This window comes from Shewanella sp. TC10, assembly GCF_009663145.1.
Taxonomy (GTDB): Bacteria; Pseudomonadota; Gammaproteobacteria; order Enterobacterales; family Shewanellaceae; genus Shewanella.
The window spans coordinates 1-15,727 of the sequence record NZ_VKHR01000042.1 but is presented as its reverse complement, the minus strand read 5'-3'; the positions used below and the strand labels follow the sequence as shown (position 1 = coordinate 15,727).

Here is a 15,727-nt window from a genome sequence, read left to right as displayed (position 1 = left end):
ACATGAGGCGTTCAATAAACGTACAGAGTTAGCAACTCAAATATAAGTTATCTATATAAGCAAACCTGAACAGCCATTTGGGGAAAGTCCTATTTAAGGAAGATGCTCTAAAGTTAAATAGTCATGAGACTGCATTTCAATCAGCCTTGAGCGGCAACGTCTAAACTCAAAACTTAATAAACCATCGGTATAAATATCTTCTAACGAGACTTCTGCAGAAATAATCAGTTTCACATTACGTTCATAAAACTCATCAACCATCGCTAAGAAACGTCTAGCGATATCATCACCAGTGGTTGAAGAGCCCATTTGCTCTAGGCCACTGACTAAGACAGTATGATACAGTCTCGCCACTTCCATATAATCGCGCTGCGATCGAGGACCGTCACAAAGGTCTCTGAAGTTCGCTAATAAAACGCCTTGAGATTGCTGACGAATGCCAATTTCACGCCCTTCAATTTCAATAGAGCCTGTTAACACTTCTGACTCTGGTGCTAATTGGCCAAAATAAGTGATTAAGTTTGCATCAGCTTGGGCATCTAACGGATAGTGATATATCTCTGCTTGCTCAAGTGTGCGTAGACGGTAATCAATGCCTGAGTCGACATTTAAGATTTCACAGTGTTCATTAATTAATTTAATCGCTGGCAAAAAACGGGCGCGTTGTAATCCGTTCTTATATAAGTCGTCTGGAATGATATTGGAGGTCGCGACTAGCGCCACACCTTCTTTAAATAAGTATTGAAACAAAGTACCCAGTAACATGGCATCGGTAATGTCAGAGACAAAAAATTCATCAAAACAAATAATCTTATATTGCTGCGCCATTTTCTTTGCAATGCTAATCAGAGGATCTTGCACCCCTTCCATTTCGCCTAAATCATGGTGTAACTGGTGCATAAAACGATGGAAATGTGCGCGTAGTTTTTTATCTGTAGGCAGCGCATCATAAAAGGTATCCATCAGATAAGTCTTGCCACGCCCTACTCCGCCCCACAAATATAATCCCTGTACAGAAGAGCTAGACTGTTTTAAGCCGAAAGCCCCTAAAAGCTTGCCAATACCAGAAGGTTGAATATCTGCGGCAATCACTTCTTCATATACACGTTGCAATGACTTTACTGCTTGCTCTTGTGCCAAGTCGTGAGAAAAACCATCACGGGTTAAATCTTGTTGATAATGCTGCCAAGGGCTTAACTGCGACACAGGAATGACTCTCTTATACTGCTGAAAATTCGAAGCAATCATAGCATGCAGCTACAATAGAGGTAACGCCTATACCTACAAAAAATTAACCTTTGTTAATAAACGCTGAACTTATTGAAACTTCATCGACTCCGAGGTTATATATTTAGTGTAAGTTTATCTGATTAATCTCATCTAAGGCCGCCGTTTAAGCGTATTGCCAGAGACATGATTTAATTTTCAAGGAGCAAGAATTAATGAAACCAAAATTAACATTACTCTCAGCAGCTATTTTATCAGCATCACTTTCTTTAATGCCGGCAATATCTCAAGCGGCAATGCCACACTCGGTTGATGGACAAGCGCTTCCCAGCCTTGCACCCATGCTAGAAAGAACAACACCCGCGGTCGTTTCGGTAGCAGTGAGTGGCACGCAAACTTCAAAACAACAAATTCCAGATGTATTTAAATATTTTTTCGGACCCAATGCCCCTCAAGAGCAAGTGCAAGAACGTCCGTTTAGAGGCTTAGGTTCAGGCGTAATCATTGATGCAAAGGAAGGTTACATCGTCACTAATAACCATGTGATTAACGGCGCTGATGAAATTAAAATTGGTTTACATGATGGTCGTGAAATTGATGCTAAGTTAATTGGCTCAGATCCTGAGTCTGATATTGCATTACTGCAAATTGAAGCTAAAAACCTAACTGCGGTTAAACAAACCAACTCAGATGATATTCGTGTCGGTGATTTTGCTATCGCTATTGGTAACCCATTTGGCCTTGGACAAACTGTGACCTCAGGAATCGTCAGTGCCTTAGGTCGTAGCGGCCTTGGCATTGAAATGCTGGAAAACTTTATTCAAACCGATGCAGCGATTAATAGTGGTAACTCTGGTGGGGCACTGGTGAATTTAAACGGTGAGCTCATTGGGATTAATACCGCCATTGTCGCCCCTGGTGGGGGTAACGTCGGTATTGGTTTTGCGATTCCGGCCAATATGGTTAATAACCTGATCAATCAGATTATTGAGCATGGCGAAGTCAAACGCGGCGTACTTGGCGTCACAGGACGAGATTTAGACAATGAACTGGCAAAAGCTTTTGGACTGGAGACTCAGCACGGTGGCTTTATTAGTGAAGTGATGCCAGACAGCGCCGCTGACAAAGCAGGATTAGAGGCTGGTGATATCATTGTCAGTGTTAATGGTAAGAAAATTAAAAACTTCCAAGAACTTAGAGCTAAAGTCGCCACTATGGGCGCTGGTGCGAAAGTTAAAATTGGATTCATTCGAGATGGTGATAAAGAGACCACCAATGTAGTGCTAGGTGAATCAACCTCAAGTAGCGGCGCTGGAGATGATGCTTTGCATCCAATGCTAGAAGGCGCTCAGTTAAACAACACCCGTAAAGGTATTGAAATTACAGAGGTTGCACAAGGTTCACCTGCTGCTAGAAATGGCCTAGAAAAAGGTGACCTCATTGTTGGCTTAAACCGCAGTAAAGTGAAAAACCTTAAAGCACTAAAAGAAGAGTTAAAGAGCCCACAGGGCGCTGTTGCGTTAAAGATACTGCGTGATAACAAGTTGATGTACTTAGTACTGAGATAACAGCTTAATATCAGTCCGATAATCAAACTGAAATTAAGCATCGTGATTTGTCACCACGATGCTTAATTTTTTTAATCGTGATAATATATTTTATTAACTTTTCTAATATAGTCGACCAATGAATTTCAAAGACACTATTCTGTATTTAAGCAAGGCTGTGGTATTTGGTTTGGTCATGGCTGCTGTATTCTTATTCGTTAATTCTATTACCAATAACAACAGCTTCAATAATGGTTTAACTGCGACTCAACATAACAATGAATTGTCATTTGCTAGTGCTGTACGCCGAGCTGCCCCAGCTGTTGTTAATATTTACAGTCTGAGTTTAGATCAAAATAGCCCCCTTAATTCAAGCTCACTTCAAGGCCTTGGCTCTGGCGTCATAATGAGCAAAGAAGGCTACATTTTAACAAACTATCATGTGATCAAAAAAGCGGATGAGATTGTTATCGCGCTTCAAGATGGTCGCAAGTTTACGTCTGAAGTTGTTGGTTCTGATCAAATCACTGATTTAGCTGTACTTAAAATTGAAATCGATGGCGACAATGTGCCTATTGTTCCCATTAACCTCAACAACCCAGCTCAAGTTGGCGATGTCGTCTTGGCAATTGGTAACCCGTACAACTTAGGCCAAACCATCACCCAAGGGATCATTAGCGCAACTGGTCGAAATGGCTTAAGTTCTGGTTACCTTGATTTCTTACAAACTGATGCCGCAATTAATGCTGGTAATTCAGGTGGCGCATTAATAGATACTGGTGGCGAACTCATTGGTATCAATACTGCTGCGTTTCAAATCGGCGCTGAAGGTGGTGGACACGGTATTAACTTCGCCATTCCAATTAAACTTGCCCATAGCATTATGGGTAAGCTTATTACTCATGGCCGTGTTATTCGTGGGGCATTGGGAATTTCAGGCGAACCACTTAGCCCTGTTATGGCGCAAATATTAAACTTACCCGATCTTAAAGGCGTACTCGTGACAGGTGTCGATCCCAGTGGCCCTGCTGCTAAAGCAACGCTGCAACCTCGTGATGTCATCATTCAATATGCTGAAGAGAGTGTACCCGGCGTTGAAATGCTAATGGACAGAATCGCAGAAACACCACCTGGCAATAAAGTCAGCATTACTATCATTCGAGAAGGTAAACCCATTGAGCTGCCGGTTGTTATCGGTGAGAAGCTAGCTGAAAACAGCTAAATTGAGCGACTTTATTTTAGGATGAAGTCGCAATAAGCGAATTTTAAAATCACTCCCTTCTTACTATGTCACTCTCTTATTTTTTTAATCTATTACTCACAACAATCACTAATCAATACCTTCAAGCCAAGATCTTTAAGTTAAGAGCTCACCTTAGTACTAATTAACAAAATCTCAGCCCCAATTTGCAGCCATTAATCGTTGTTACGCCAATAATCACCTTTTGGTGAATTTCTTGCTCATAACTCAATTGAATATTCTTAACTAATCGGGCTTACTCAACGGACTTAAATACTGACTAAAGTATCGGTTTGTTTTTATGAAAAAGCCCTACAGAGTAGGGCTTTGTGGGGATGTTTGAGTGATGTGTTATAGCTAGGTCAATACATTATTGGCTAACTAATTTTTATGCATCTTACCGCCGTAGTTGTTTTGCAAACTATCTAATTTAGATCCTTGCTGATGACATTCGCCACAGGCAAAACCATCTTGAAGATACGGATACATAAAGGTGTCTTTCGCTTTTGCATCTTGGAATTGACCTTTTTCGTTATAAAGATCAATGGCGAATGTATGAATACGGATATCACCAACCTTGTTTCCTTGATCATTTGTATATGACACAGCGTTTTTCACTACATCGGGCATATGACAGTCAATACATTCTTTAGCAAAATAGCCATCAGGGCCGTGTCCTGCATTCATTTCTACTTTATCAGCATGACAAGTAGCACAGTCCATTTTTATCGCGCCCATATGCTCAGGTTCATCTTGATAAACTGCAGACTTATGGCTGTCATGGCAAGTACTACAAGTCATGCCTGCGTTGAACTTAGCGCTCATAATGTCGCCAGAATCAGGATCTATTCCCATAAACTCATCATGGCTTTGATGATGACGTGGTAAACCACTTCTCACCGCAACACGAGCACCATATTCAGGACCTTCAGGGAATGCTTTATTGAAGCCACTAGTGTAATCGTTGCCAGCATTACGGTCTCCATCGCGGGTATGGCATTCAGCACAATGCATCGCCTCACCGTAACCCATAGTGTCAGACTTTAATGACGCTGTTGTACGTGGAGTTGCTTTACGAACAATATCTTCAGGCTTACCCGTATTCGAGTGGGTTAACCCCGCGCCATGACATGCTTCACACTGAACCCCAGCTTCAAAGAATGTTCCATGTACTCCGGGCAAATCATCCTGCTTTTGCGCATACAAACCTTCTGAATAAGGTTTCCAACCTGTGTTATGACAATTACCACAGGTATAAGGTTTATCAACAGAGCCACCGTTATAGTTGACCATGATTTGATCGTCTAATCCTAACTCCTCCGCATGAATGTTAAATTGTGCTTCACTGCCAGTCAGAATATAGCCATCTTTATCTAACCAACGGTACTTCCATGCAAAACCACCAGAGGTGTATGTGACATCAGCATAGGACTCAGGTTTACCTAAACTATTATCGGTGGCCTCTGATGAATTAAGCAGTTTATCAATCGCCCCTTCAACACTTGAATACGGAAAAGCGGGTGTTTCATCATTAGCTATTTTACTTATCTTAAAATTATGGCCATGAAGTTGATGGCTAGAAATATCATTAAATGGACTGCCTTCTCCATGACAATCTAAACAACGTTGAGTACCTACATACATAGCTTCGTGAGCTGTAACGATGATCTCGGCAGTGGCTTCATCGATGCCATCTGTCACGGTATAGGTAATAGTAATGTCGCCCGCTTGAAACTCTGGGTTAATTTCAATCAAGTTGTCATCGAGTAAGCTGAGCTCACCTTTATCTGCGATCGCAGATACTAGGCTAAGTACATCCCCTTCATCTGCATCTGAAGCATGTAGCATAGGATTAATTATCAGCGTACGGTTGGCATCTGTAATACGCAGTGCATTTTCTGCTTCAGGAGGAGTATTATTAGGTGGTGTAACGGGTTTATCATCTGAATCGTCACTACCGCAAGCAGATAGCATGGTAATCATACTTGCTAACAGCAGTGTTTTACTTGGAATATGTGTATTCATTGTTCATCCTCAAAATGGTATCTCAATTGCGCCGCTTAGAGCTGCAATTGATATGTCTCTTTGGACATACGCGAAGTATTCGCTTAATACTCATAAAGGGATAGATAACTGAACTTCACAGGCACTTCATTCTTGTGAACTTTTATTATCAAAAACAAATTAACAATATGAATTTATTAACTTATAAACAGTTATGATAAGTTGTGATTTTGTAGAACAAATTGACCTGTATTTGTCAAAATGTAGACCTTGTTCTCATTTTGTGTAACTAAACCTGCCTTTTTTAGCTGCCGTAAATGAAAGTTAAATTTAGTATGATCTTCAACTCCGACCAAACGACACAAATCCATAAACTTCAATTTTTTATGGCTCCCTAACTGCTTTAATGTCTCTCTTCTTAGGCTGTTTGCTAACGCTGAATACACACTGTCGGGATCAATATCGCTAGTGCTTTTAAGTAATTGCTTTTCTTGAATACTTCGCTTGATAGTGACGATCAATTCCACACTATTAAACGGTTTGGTGATAACGCTATCTGCCCCCTTTTTCATTGCATCCACTGCAGTATCGACTGTCGCATACGCGGTGACGATAACAACAGCCATAAAAGCATTCAACTGACGTAAATTAGATATCGCCTCAACACCAGTCATACCTGACATAACTAAATCTAATAGTGCAATATCATAGCTTTGCTGCTCACAGGCATGAATGGCAGCTTCAGCACTATCGACATCTGTGACTTGATAACCTTCAAGCTCAAGAATATCTACCATATTTCTCCGAAGTTCTTGATCGTCTTCAGCAATCAGTATTCTAATCATGGGCGTTGCTCCGTGAAGGAAGATCGATTAGCACTCTTGTGCCGACACCTTTAGCACTCATAAACTTCATACTGCCATGGTGGTTACTCACGATTTGCTCACAAATGGCCAAGCCAAGTCCGGTACCTTTACCTATGGGTTTTGTTGAATAAAACAGTTCTGTTGCTCTTTTCAATGTAGATTCATCCATTCCTTCACCATAGTCTCTGACTTCTATAACGACACCGGCCTCATCAGCCACGACCCTAATATCGATACTTCCTGAATTTCCACTCGCGTCCATCGCATTATTTAGCAAATTTATAAGTAACTCTTCTAATTTTACTTTCTGACCAATAACCGCTGCTTTTGAATCACAATGAACCGACAACGAATAATCTGACAGTTTGTGACTCAATAGCTGTTTGGCACCTGCAATCACATCACAAATAAAAACCTTACGAGTATCAGTTAAATCTGAACGAGCATAAGTCAGCAGCTCTTTACTAATGATTGATGCTCTATCGATACCTAGTCGAGCACGCTGGATGTAATCAGATAGATCTGATTGCGGCTGAGGCATTTTTCTCTCAAGTAAATCTAGCGCCAACATCGATGAAGCTAATGGGTTATTAATTTCATGCGCCACCCCCATCGCTAAATGACCAATAGCTTTATATTTATCAGCTTCTATAGCGCGTTTTAATTTCGCCTCTGTGGCTGCTTCTTTTTCAATATCAAAAATTTTAAGTGCTTTATATAGAGTGACTAGCACAAGGCCTGCCGCTATAGTTCTAAATATGGGTACACTTGAATGAAAACTTGTAGGAATGAGCCCTGCAAGCACACCGTAAATAACTAATCCAAAGCCAGTAGCAATAAAGTATTGACCATATTCGTGGTTGTCTTGACGTAGCTGGTAGCCATAAATTGCAATCCCCACACCCGCAAGCGTTGCGCTTCCAAAGCCTAACAGTACTCTTGTATAACTGGCGGCTTCCGAAAAAGTATCTGCAAGTATTGATGTTCCTTGGTAAAAAATCAGCATGACCAGTGTGTATGTAATAACGATTAACCCGATAAGTATCTGACCGAGTTTTGAATAAGGTTTGGGAATAATTCGAAATAACAACCAAGCAAAAATCATTAAACCAGCAAAAGACAGGGATAACTTGATTAGCCTCAACCATTGCACGATATATTGATATTGAGTGGGTAAATCATCTTGAAACAGGATGACATAAAGTTCAGACCATTCATGAAAGGCATGAGAAAACCCAAACAAGGCTAAAGCCCAAAGTGTTGAAGAGATTGACAGCTGGCTATATTTAAAATGACGAAATACCACTACGCAGCCAATCGCAAAAAATACGAGACCGTAAAAGAGATAAATATTAAAAGTGATAAATGTTGCCATGACAGCACAGTATCAGTTATGCCAAATAGAATAAGTGATCAGGCTGGCAATAGAATCAGTCTATAACATACTTTATTACGAACTTTTGAGGCTCATCAAACATAAAAAAGCCGTGCTAAAAAAGCACGGCTTTATAAATTGGTCATTAAGCCTCAGCTTAACTCACACGAACAACCTTACCGCCTAAGCCTGCAAACTTATCTTCGATATGTTCGTAGCCGCGGTCTAAATGGTAAATACGATCGACAGTTGTGATCCCATCAGCCATTAACCCTGCAATAACTAAGCTCGCAGAAGCGCGTAAATCGGTCGCCATCACTTGTGCGCCATTCATACGTTCAATGCCTTTAATGATGCAAGTGTTACCCTCAAGCTCCATCTCTGCGCCCATACGGCTTAGTTCAGGTACATGCATAAAACGATTTTCGAAAATCGTTTCAGTGACATGACTTGTCCCTTCTGCTAGCGCATTTAGCACGCAAAACTGAGCTTGCATATCAGTTGGAAAAGCAGGATAAGGCGCTGTTTTAATATTGACAGCGACAGGACGCTTCCCTTGCATATCAAGTTCAATCCAGTCTTTACCCGTAGTGATTTTCGCCCCTGCATCTTCAAGTTTGGCAAGTACAGCTTCAAGTGAAGAAGGGTCTGCATCAACACAACGAATACTTCCGCGAGTAACCGCAGCAGCAACTAAGAATGAACCCGTCTCGATGCGGTCAGGCATCACTCTATGCTCACAACCAGATAAACGTTCCACACCTTCAATGTGCAAGGTTGCAGTGCCAACACCGGAAATTTTAGCGCCCATAGCAATTAAGCAATGGGCTAAATCATTAATTTCAGGCTCACGCGCCGCATTTTCAATAATGGTGACACCATCTGCAAGTGTGGCAGCCATAAGTAAGTTTTCAGTCGCGCCGACGCTGACCATATCCATAAAGATATGAGCGCCTTTAAGACGGCCATCTACGCGAGCTTTGATGTAACCTTCTTTCACTTCAATCTTAGCGCCCATTTGCTCTAAGCCTTGTAAGTGAAGGTTCACTGGACGAGCACCGATAGCACAACCGCCAGGTAGTGATACGTCTGCTGTGCCGAATCTCGCTAATAACGGGCCTAAGATTAAAATAGAGGCACGCATGGTTTTAACTAAGTCATAAGGAGCACAAAACTCATTTAAGTTTTGAGTCGAAATGCAATATTTGCTATCGCCTAACTCAGTCACTTCCGCGCCTAAACAACGTAATAACTTACACGTTGTATTGACGTCACGAAGGCTAGGTACGTTAGATACGACAAAGTCAGTCTCAGCGAGCACACCAGCAAATAGAATTGGCAAAGCTGCATTTTTTGCGCCAGAAATGGTGACATCTCCAGCAAGCGGCTGACTGGCTTGAATTGTTAATTTATCCACACTTACTCTCTGAATTACATATTAAATAGTTTTTCACGCTTCCACTGAGTCGGCGTAAAAGTTTTGATCGTCAGCGCGTGCAACTCACCACTAGCAATGTGCTCATTCAATGGTGCATAAATCGTTTGTTGTTGCTTTACTTTGCTCATGCCGTCAAAACACTCGCCTACGGCAACGACCTTATAGTGACTGCCATCTGAAGTAACGTGTACTTCGTCAATGGTTAATGCGTCTGATAAAATTTGCTCGATTACTTTGCAATCCATGGAATTTGCTACCTTAAATTCAATGCTAGTTTTCTAGAAAAAAGGATTCTAAATCATATAACTCAATGAGTCTTTTTAGATGTTTACTCGGATTTGCCAATGTCCTTGGCTGAGTGGTGCTTTTACTGCAATTACCTAAGCATATTAGCTCAAGTAAAAATGCGACGCCTGCGCTGTCGGCATACTCTAAAGCAGACAAGTCTAACACCTGAGTGCTGTCAGTAAACAACTGTTGTCGTTTTGGCCATAAATCTATGACCTCTGTTTGCCTTAATTGCCCTTTAATTTCACAAGTGTCACCTTGTTGTAAAAACTCAATCACGCAGCATTTTCCTTATCCTGTTTGTAATTGATTTCTTGTTCCGTGCGCTCTTTTAACATATCAATCACCGAATCCACCCCTTTTTGGCGAATGAGATTGGAGATTTCTGATTGCTTAGACGCTAATAAACTGACCCCCTCGGCCACTAAATCAAACGCCTTCCAACTATCATCTTTAAGGCGTCTTGCTTTAAACATCACTTTAATCGGCGGGCGACCATCTTCAATAATTTGCACATTCACATCAACAAACTTTTCGTCAGCAAAGTCACTGGCTGGTGAGAATTGAACTTTTTGACCGGTATACTCAGTAAAAGCTTGGGCATAAGTTGCCACTAAATAACCTTCAAATGCATCAACAAATCTTGCTCTTTGCTCTGGTGTCGTGTCACGTAAATACTGCCCCATCACTTTGTAGGCAGCATACTTATAATCGACATAAGGCATAAGCTCTTCACGAACAATCACTTTCAAATGGCCTAAATCGGCATCAATGAGTGCTTTATCTGTGTCAAAACGATCAAAGGTTTTATTGGAAACTTGCTGAACTAATTTGAAAGGATCATGGGTATCAATCTCTTCTGCAGCCACTGCAGAAAATGCAAATATATTTGCAGCAATAAACATCACGACTCGCATAAACGGTTGTAATAACTGGCTCATATAACTCTCCTATTAATCCTTTGAAGATACGCTATAAAGTAACTGTCCAATCAAATCTTCTAAAATAAGCGCAGAACGAGTGTCATGCACCCTATCGCCATCAGCTAACATCTCAATATCATCATCCATAAAACCTGGGGTTAATCCTAAGAATTGCTCACCTAATAACCCAGAGGTTAAAATAGATAAGCTACTGGTTTCAGGGAATTGATCATATTGCTTGTCCATGGTTAGCGTGACAACTGGCACTAGCTTTTTCGTATCGAGGGTAATGTTAGATACTCGTCCAACTACAACGCCACCCACTTTAACTGGCGAACGTACTTTTAAGCCGCCAATATTGTTAAACTCAGCCTTTAAAATATAGGTTTCTTTACCCGATTTTAGTTCAACATTGGCAACGTTAAACACCAGCACACAAAATGCCAACAACCCTGTTAGCAAAAAGAGTCCCACTAATAATTCTACTTTCCTTGTCAACATATGCTTCAACCACTTAAATTAATGAATGCAAAAATTACTGACCAAACATGATTGCAGTGAGCAAAAAGTCGAGTGCGAGTACAGCTAAACTTGCTTGAACAACTGTAGATGTTGTTGCCTTACTTATTCCTTCAGGATTTGGCGTCACCTCATAACCACGATATAGGGCAATCCAAGTCACTACTATTCCAAATATAGTGCTCTTGATTAAACAGTTCACAATATCTTGGCGCCATTCAATCGAAGACTGAAGGATTGACCAAAAAGACCCGCTATCAATACCTTTCCATTCAACACCCACAAGATGACCACCTAAAATACCTACAAGACAGAACATCATGGTCAATAAAGGTACACTGATGACTCCGGCCCAAAAGCGCGGCGCAATAACTTGTCTTAATGGGTCAACCGCCATCATTTCGAGGCTAGAAAGTTGCTCTGTCGATTTCATTAAACCGATTTCAGCAGTCAGAGCCGACCCCGCACGCCCAGCAAATAAAAGTGCAGTCACTACAGGTCCAAGTTCACGTAATAAGCTTAACGCAACCATTGGGCCTAAACTCTCGACAGTGCCGAAATCCGCTAATACCGTATAGCCTTGTAGTGCCAATACCATGCCGATAAACAGTCCTGACACTACAATGATGACCATGGAGCGAACCCCAAGCACATACATTTGTTTTATAAGTAACGGTAAGCCTTTGGCAAAGTTGGGGACATTGAAAATTGCGCCCCAAAGCATTAAACCTGCGCGGCCTAGGCCAGCGACAACATCTAATGCAATACGGCCTAGATTGGCAATCTGATTAATTACGCCCACTTAACATCTCCTGTTGGTAATCTTCTGCAGGAAAATGAAATGGAACAGGTCCATCAGGTCTACCATTAATAAATTGCTCGATTTGCGGGTTGTTAGATGCCCTTAGTTCATCTGGCGTACCCGATGCAATGACTTTCTTTTCTGCAATCACGTACACGTAATCAGCGATACTCAGCACCGCATCAACATCATGCGAAACCACCACAGAAGTTAATTTTAACGTACTTGAAAGTTCGCCAATTAACTTCACCAGCATCCCCATAGAAATGGGGTCTTGGCCTGCAAAAGGTTCATCATATAGAATCATTTCAGGTTCAAGGGCAATAGCGCGAGCAAGTGCTGCACGGCGTTGCATCCCACCAGATAACTCATTGGGGTTCATTAAAGCTGCGCCTCGCAAGCCAACCGCTTGCAGCTTCATCATCACCACTTTACGGATAATCGTTTCAGGCAAGCCAGAATGTTCACGTAGTGCAAAGGCGACATTGTCAAAAACATTCATATCGGTGAATAATGCGCCACTTTGAAATAGCATACTCATGCGTTTACGCAGTTCAAATAACTGCTGGCGCTTTAGCTGATGCACATTTTGACCACTAAATAACACTTCACCACTATCCGGAGTAAGTTGACCACCAATGAGCTTGAGCAAGGTGGTTTTACCTATCCCACTTGGGCCCATAATTGCTGTCACTTTACCTTTGGGAATATTCAGACAAATATCATCAAAAATGACACGTGAACCACGGTTGAATTTCATATGACGAATTTCAACCAAAGGTGAGGTTATATTTACTAAACTTGAATCTGACATAGAGGAAATAATAGCCTTCCTGGCCCGCAAGATGTAGATCTGAATTGTACGAAATTGTGTAAGAACCTACAACAAATCAATCACCATGAGTTACAATCCACAACAATTATCGCATCTGCTAATATTTTTGTTAAAATTCTGCACAAATATCGCTATCAACACATTTTTGGAACAACATGCTTTTTAATATTTTGATGCTAATCGCTGGCTTAGGCGTTTTAGTTTGGAGCGCAGACCGCTTCGTATATGGTGCGGCAGCTTTCGCTCGAAACCTTGGGCTACCGCCAATGCTGATTGGTTTAACGATTGTGGCGATGGGCAGCTCTGCGCCTGAAATGTTTGTTGCAGCCACAGCATCGATGGAAGGCATGAGTGATACCGCTGTGGGTAACGTCCTAGGTTCTAACGTTGCTAATATCACTTTAATCTTAGGTATAACCGCCTTACTCGGGGCGATTTCAGTCAGTTCGCAGACCTTAAAACGTGAAATACCATTAATGTTAGCCGCGACTGTGTTAGCAGGTTACCTGATCCATGATGGCATGCTCACCCGCGTTGAAGGTGGCATTTTATTGGTCGCCTTTTTTGCGTTAATGGGCTTCTTCATATGGCAAGCCATGAGAAATAAACAAATAGATCCATTATCTGACGAATCTGATGCAGAGATCCCTAAAAATGTACCCACATTACATGCTATTATCTGGATCATTGTGGGCATGATACTGTTACCCTTGTCAGCGGACTGGATGGTCAGTGGCGCAGTTGGCATTGCCAAGACATTTGGGCTTTCAGATTTAGTGATTGGTTTAACCATTATTGCTGTTGGCACAAGCTTACCAGAGCTCGCTGCTTGTATTGCTGGCGTGCTTAAAAAAGAAGATGACCTTGCCATTGGTAACATTGTCGGGTCGAACTTATTTAATATTTTAGCTGTATTGGCTATCCCAGGGCTTATTGCACCTGGTGAAATAGATGCCCAAGCGAGCAGCCGTGATTTTTACATGGTGCTTGGTACCAGTACCGCATTAGCAGTTCTAGTATTATCCAGTGGCGCTAAAAAACAGCTTACTCGCTGGCATGGCGCCATTTTATTAGTCGTCTTTATTGCGTACCAGATTGTCTTATTTCAATCTCAATAACGGGGCATAAAGACTTTTATCTCACCAAAGCTATTATTTAATTAGCTTTGGAACAGAGCGAGAGACCTATGATAGATCAGAAACAATTGCGTCAATGGGGCCGTCAGGTCATTGATATTGAGAAAACCGCTTTAGATAATCTATATCAATACGTTGACTCCGATGCATTTGGACAAGCTTGTGAACTTATTTTGCAATGTAAAGGCAAAGTCATTGTCATGGGTATGGGGAAATCAGGCCATATAGGCAATAAGATTTCTGCCACTCTTGCAAGCACAGGGACACCTGCTTTTTTTGTTCATCCTGGTGAAGCAAGCCATGGTGACTTAGGTGCATTGGCTAAAAACGATATTATTCTCGCCATCTCTAACTCTGGCGAATCCAGTGAAATCCTCACCTTGCTACCTGTGATCCAGCGTATGGGCGTGCCCGTAATTGCCATAACTGGCAAACCTGAATCCAATATGGCGCGCTTATCTAAATTGCACCTTTGTATTGAAGTACCTGAAGAAGCTTGTCCATTAGGGTTGGCACCTACATCAAGTACCACTGCGACATTGGTTATGGGCGATGCATTAGCAGTAGCATTGCTTCAAGCAAAAGGGTTCACCCGTGATGACTTTGCATTATCGCACCCTGGCGGTTCTTTAGGGCGTAAATTATTGTTAAAAGTGTCGGACGTTATGCATCAAGGCAATGATGTTCCGCAAGTTAATAGCAAGGTTTGTATTACCGAGTCGTTATACGAGATCTCTAATAAAGGTTTAGGTATGACTGCAGTTACTGATGACAGTGGCAAACTCGTCGGCATTTTTACAGACGGTGATTTACGTCGAGTGATTGATGCAGAAAAAAATCTTCGTACTACAGCCATTGCCGATGTCATGACGCCTAACTGTATAACAATCAGTGCCGATATTTTAGCTGCACAAGCACTACAAATTATGGATGAGAAAAGCATCAATGGCTTAATTGTTGTTGATGGCAACCAACAACCTGTTGGCGCACTTAATATGCTAGACATGGTCAAAGCAGGAGTAATTTAATATGTCAGAAGCACAAGTTCATCAAGGCTTATACGGCCCAGTTAGCGATGATGTATGGCAACGAGCTAAAAAAATTAAACTCCTTATCTGTGATGTTGACGGTGTATTTTCAGATGGCCGTATCTACTTAAGTAATGCAGGTGAAGAACTTAAAGCATTTCATACCCGTGATGGTTATGGCGTACGTTCAATATTAACCAGTGGAATTAATGTTGCTGTTATCACAGGGCGTAAGTCAGCCATTGTAGAAAACCGCATGACCGCCTTAGGTGTCAGTCATATTTATCAGGGCGTAGACGATAAACTCACACCATTTAAAGACTTACTAAGCATTTATAATGTCACTGCTGATGAAGTTGCTTACATTGGTGATGATATGGTCGACTTACCTGTAATGAAACAAGTCGGTTTAGCGGTTTGTGTTGCCGACGGTCATCCATTTGTAAAGCGTCATTGCCATTGATACTAGTAATCATTTGGCAATGACGCTTTACAAATG

15 protein-coding genes and 1 pseudogene are annotated in these 15,727 nt (G+C 41.5%); 5 read left to right on the top strand and 11 right to left on the bottom strand.

Annotated elements, in window-relative coordinates; translation table 11 throughout:
• Positions 1-93: 93 nt before the first annotated feature.
• Positions 94-1,206, bottom strand: a complete 1,113-nt coding sequence (gene zapE / locus FNZ24_RS14480; RefSeq protein WP_153915478.1) for a cell division protein ZapE — start codon at positions 1,204-1,206, stop codon at positions 94-96.
• 236 nt (positions 1,207-1,442) lie between these two features.
• Between zapE and FNZ24_RS14475 the strand changes: the two genes are divergently transcribed.
• Both FNZ24_RS14475 and degS read left to right on the top strand, forming a co-directional pair.
• On the top strand, positions 1,443-2,795 hold the full coding sequence (locus FNZ24_RS14475; RefSeq protein WP_153915450.1) for a DegQ family serine endoprotease: 1,353 nt from the start codon (positions 1,443-1,445) through the stop codon (positions 2,793-2,795).
• A gap of 118 nt (positions 2,796-2,913) precedes the next feature.
• Positions 2,914-3,996: an outer membrane-stress sensor serine endopeptidase DegS gene (gene degS, locus FNZ24_RS14470; protein WP_153915449.1), complete on the top strand. Its 1,083-nt coding sequence runs from the start codon at positions 2,914-2,916 to the stop codon at positions 3,994-3,996.
• A gap of 399 nt (positions 3,997-4,395) precedes the next feature.
• On the opposite strand, the gene FNZ24_RS14465 is transcribed toward degS, so the two are convergent.
• The 10 genes from FNZ24_RS14465 to FNZ24_RS14420 form a co-directional block, all read right to left on the bottom strand.
• Positions 4,396-6,039 (bottom strand): Ig-like domain-containing protein, encoded by a 1,644-nt coding sequence (locus tag FNZ24_RS14465; RefSeq protein WP_153915448.1) that lies wholly within the window; start codon positions 6,037-6,039, stop codon positions 4,396-4,398.
• Between the two features lie 191 nt (positions 6,040-6,230).
• Positions 6,231-6,863, bottom strand: coding sequence for a response regulator (locus FNZ24_RS14460; protein ID WP_153915447.1), 633 nt, complete (start codon positions 6,861-6,863; stop codon positions 6,231-6,233).
• Complete coding sequence (locus FNZ24_RS14455) at positions 6,856-8,259, bottom strand: sensor histidine kinase (RefSeq protein WP_153915446.1); 1,404 nt, start codon at positions 8,257-8,259, stop codon at positions 6,856-6,858. The genes FNZ24_RS14460 and FNZ24_RS14455 overlap by 8 nt, the downstream gene beginning before the upstream one ends.
• Before the next feature lie 157 nt (positions 8,260-8,416).
• A complete protein-coding gene (gene murA, locus FNZ24_RS14450; protein ID WP_153915445.1) occupies positions 8,417-9,676 on the bottom strand; it encodes a UDP-N-acetylglucosamine 1-carboxyvinyltransferase in 1,260 nt (419 codons plus the stop codon).
• A 14-nt stretch (positions 9,677-9,690) separates the two neighbouring features.
• Complete coding sequence (locus tag FNZ24_RS14445; RefSeq protein ID WP_153915444.1) at positions 9,691-9,942, bottom strand: BolA family protein; 252 nt, start codon at positions 9,940-9,942, stop codon at positions 9,691-9,693.
• 25 nt (positions 9,943-9,967) lie between these two features.
• Positions 9,968-10,264: an STAS domain-containing protein gene (locus FNZ24_RS14440; protein ID WP_153915443.1), complete on the bottom strand. Its 297-nt coding sequence runs from the start codon at positions 10,262-10,264 to the stop codon at positions 9,968-9,970.
• The gene (locus FNZ24_RS14435; RefSeq protein WP_228768501.1) at positions 10,261-10,890 is read right to left on the bottom strand and encodes an MlaC/ttg2D family ABC transporter substrate-binding protein; all 630 of its coding nucleotides are present in this window, start codon (positions 10,888-10,890) and stop codon (positions 10,261-10,263) included. Before FNZ24_RS14435 ends, FNZ24_RS14440 begins: the two co-directional genes overlap by 4 nt.
• 48 nt (positions 10,891-10,938) lie before the next feature.
• Positions 10,939-11,409: an outer membrane lipid asymmetry maintenance protein MlaD gene (mlaD, locus tag FNZ24_RS14430; protein ID WP_153915441.1), complete on the bottom strand. Its 471-nt coding sequence runs from the start codon at positions 11,407-11,409 to the stop codon at positions 10,939-10,941.
• A 34-nt stretch (positions 11,410-11,443) separates the two neighbouring features.
• Positions 11,444-12,229, bottom strand: a complete 786-nt coding sequence (mlaE, locus tag FNZ24_RS14425) for a lipid asymmetry maintenance ABC transporter permease subunit MlaE (RefSeq protein ID WP_153915440.1) — start codon at positions 12,227-12,229, stop codon at positions 11,444-11,446.
• Complete coding sequence (locus FNZ24_RS14420) at positions 12,216-13,043, bottom strand: ATP-binding cassette domain-containing protein (RefSeq protein WP_153915439.1); 828 nt, start codon at positions 13,041-13,043, stop codon at positions 12,216-12,218. Before FNZ24_RS14420 ends, mlaE begins: the two co-directional genes overlap by 14 nt.
• Before the next feature lie 176 nt (positions 13,044-13,219).
• Here FNZ24_RS14420 and FNZ24_RS14415 point away from each other — a divergent pair, with 176 nt between their 5' ends.
• The 3 genes and pseudogenes from FNZ24_RS14415 to kdsC form a co-directional block, all read left to right on the top strand.
• Positions 13,220-14,182: a calcium/sodium antiporter gene (locus FNZ24_RS14415; RefSeq protein WP_153915438.1), complete on the top strand. Its 963-nt coding sequence runs from the start codon at positions 13,220-13,222 to the stop codon at positions 14,180-14,182.
• Positions 14,183-14,250: 68 nt separating this feature from the next.
• A complete protein-coding gene (locus tag FNZ24_RS14410; protein ID WP_153915437.1) occupies positions 14,251-15,228 on the top strand; it encodes a KpsF/GutQ family sugar-phosphate isomerase in 978 nt (325 codons plus the stop codon).
• 1 nt (position 15,229) lies between these two features.
• Positions 15,230-15,688 (top strand): annotated as a pseudogene (gene kdsC / locus FNZ24_RS14405) (3-deoxy-manno-octulosonate-8-phosphatase KdsC); the annotation flags it as partial.
• Positions 15,689-15,727 lie beyond the last annotated feature (39 nt).

Excerpts from the sequence above, each read along its gene's own strand:
- FNZ24_RS14415 (WP_153915438.1), top strand. The coding sequence starts at position 13,220 with ATGCTTTTTAATATTTTGATGCTAATCGCTGGCTTAGGCGTTTTAGTT.
- FNZ24_RS14445 (WP_153915444.1), bottom strand. The coding sequence starts at position 9,942 with ATGGATTGCAAAGTAATCGAGCAAATTTTATCAGACGCATTAACCATT.
- degS (WP_153915449.1), top strand. The coding sequence starts at position 2,914 with ATGAATTTCAAAGACACTATTCTGTATTTAAGCAAGGCTGTGGTATTT.
- FNZ24_RS14465 (WP_153915448.1), bottom strand. The coding sequence starts at position 6,039 with ATGAATACACATATTCCAAGTAAAACACTGCTGTTAGCAAGTATGATT.
- mlaD (WP_153915441.1), bottom strand. The coding sequence starts at position 11,409 with ATGTTGACAAGGAAAGTAGAATTATTAGTGGGACTCTTTTTGCTAACA.
- FNZ24_RS14410 (WP_153915437.1), top strand. The coding sequence starts at position 14,251 with ATGATAGATCAGAAACAATTGCGTCAATGGGGCCGTCAGGTCATTGAT.
- FNZ24_RS14460 (WP_153915447.1), bottom strand. The coding sequence starts at position 6,863 with ATGATTAGAATACTGATTGCTGAAGACGATCAAGAACTTCGGAGAAAT.
- FNZ24_RS14475 (WP_153915450.1), top strand. The coding sequence starts at position 1,443 with ATGAAACCAAAATTAACATTACTCTCAGCAGCTATTTTATCAGCATCA.
- FNZ24_RS14455 (WP_153915446.1), bottom strand. The coding sequence starts at position 8,259 with ATGGCAACATTTATCACTTTTAATATTTATCTCTTTTACGGTCTCGTA.
- FNZ24_RS14435 (WP_228768501.1), bottom strand. The coding sequence starts at position 10,890 with ATGTTTATTGCTGCAAATATATTTGCATTTTCTGCAGTGGCTGCAGAA.
- FNZ24_RS14420 (WP_153915439.1), bottom strand. The coding sequence starts at position 13,043 with ATGTCAGATTCAAGTTTAGTAAATATAACCTCACCTTTGGTTGAAATT.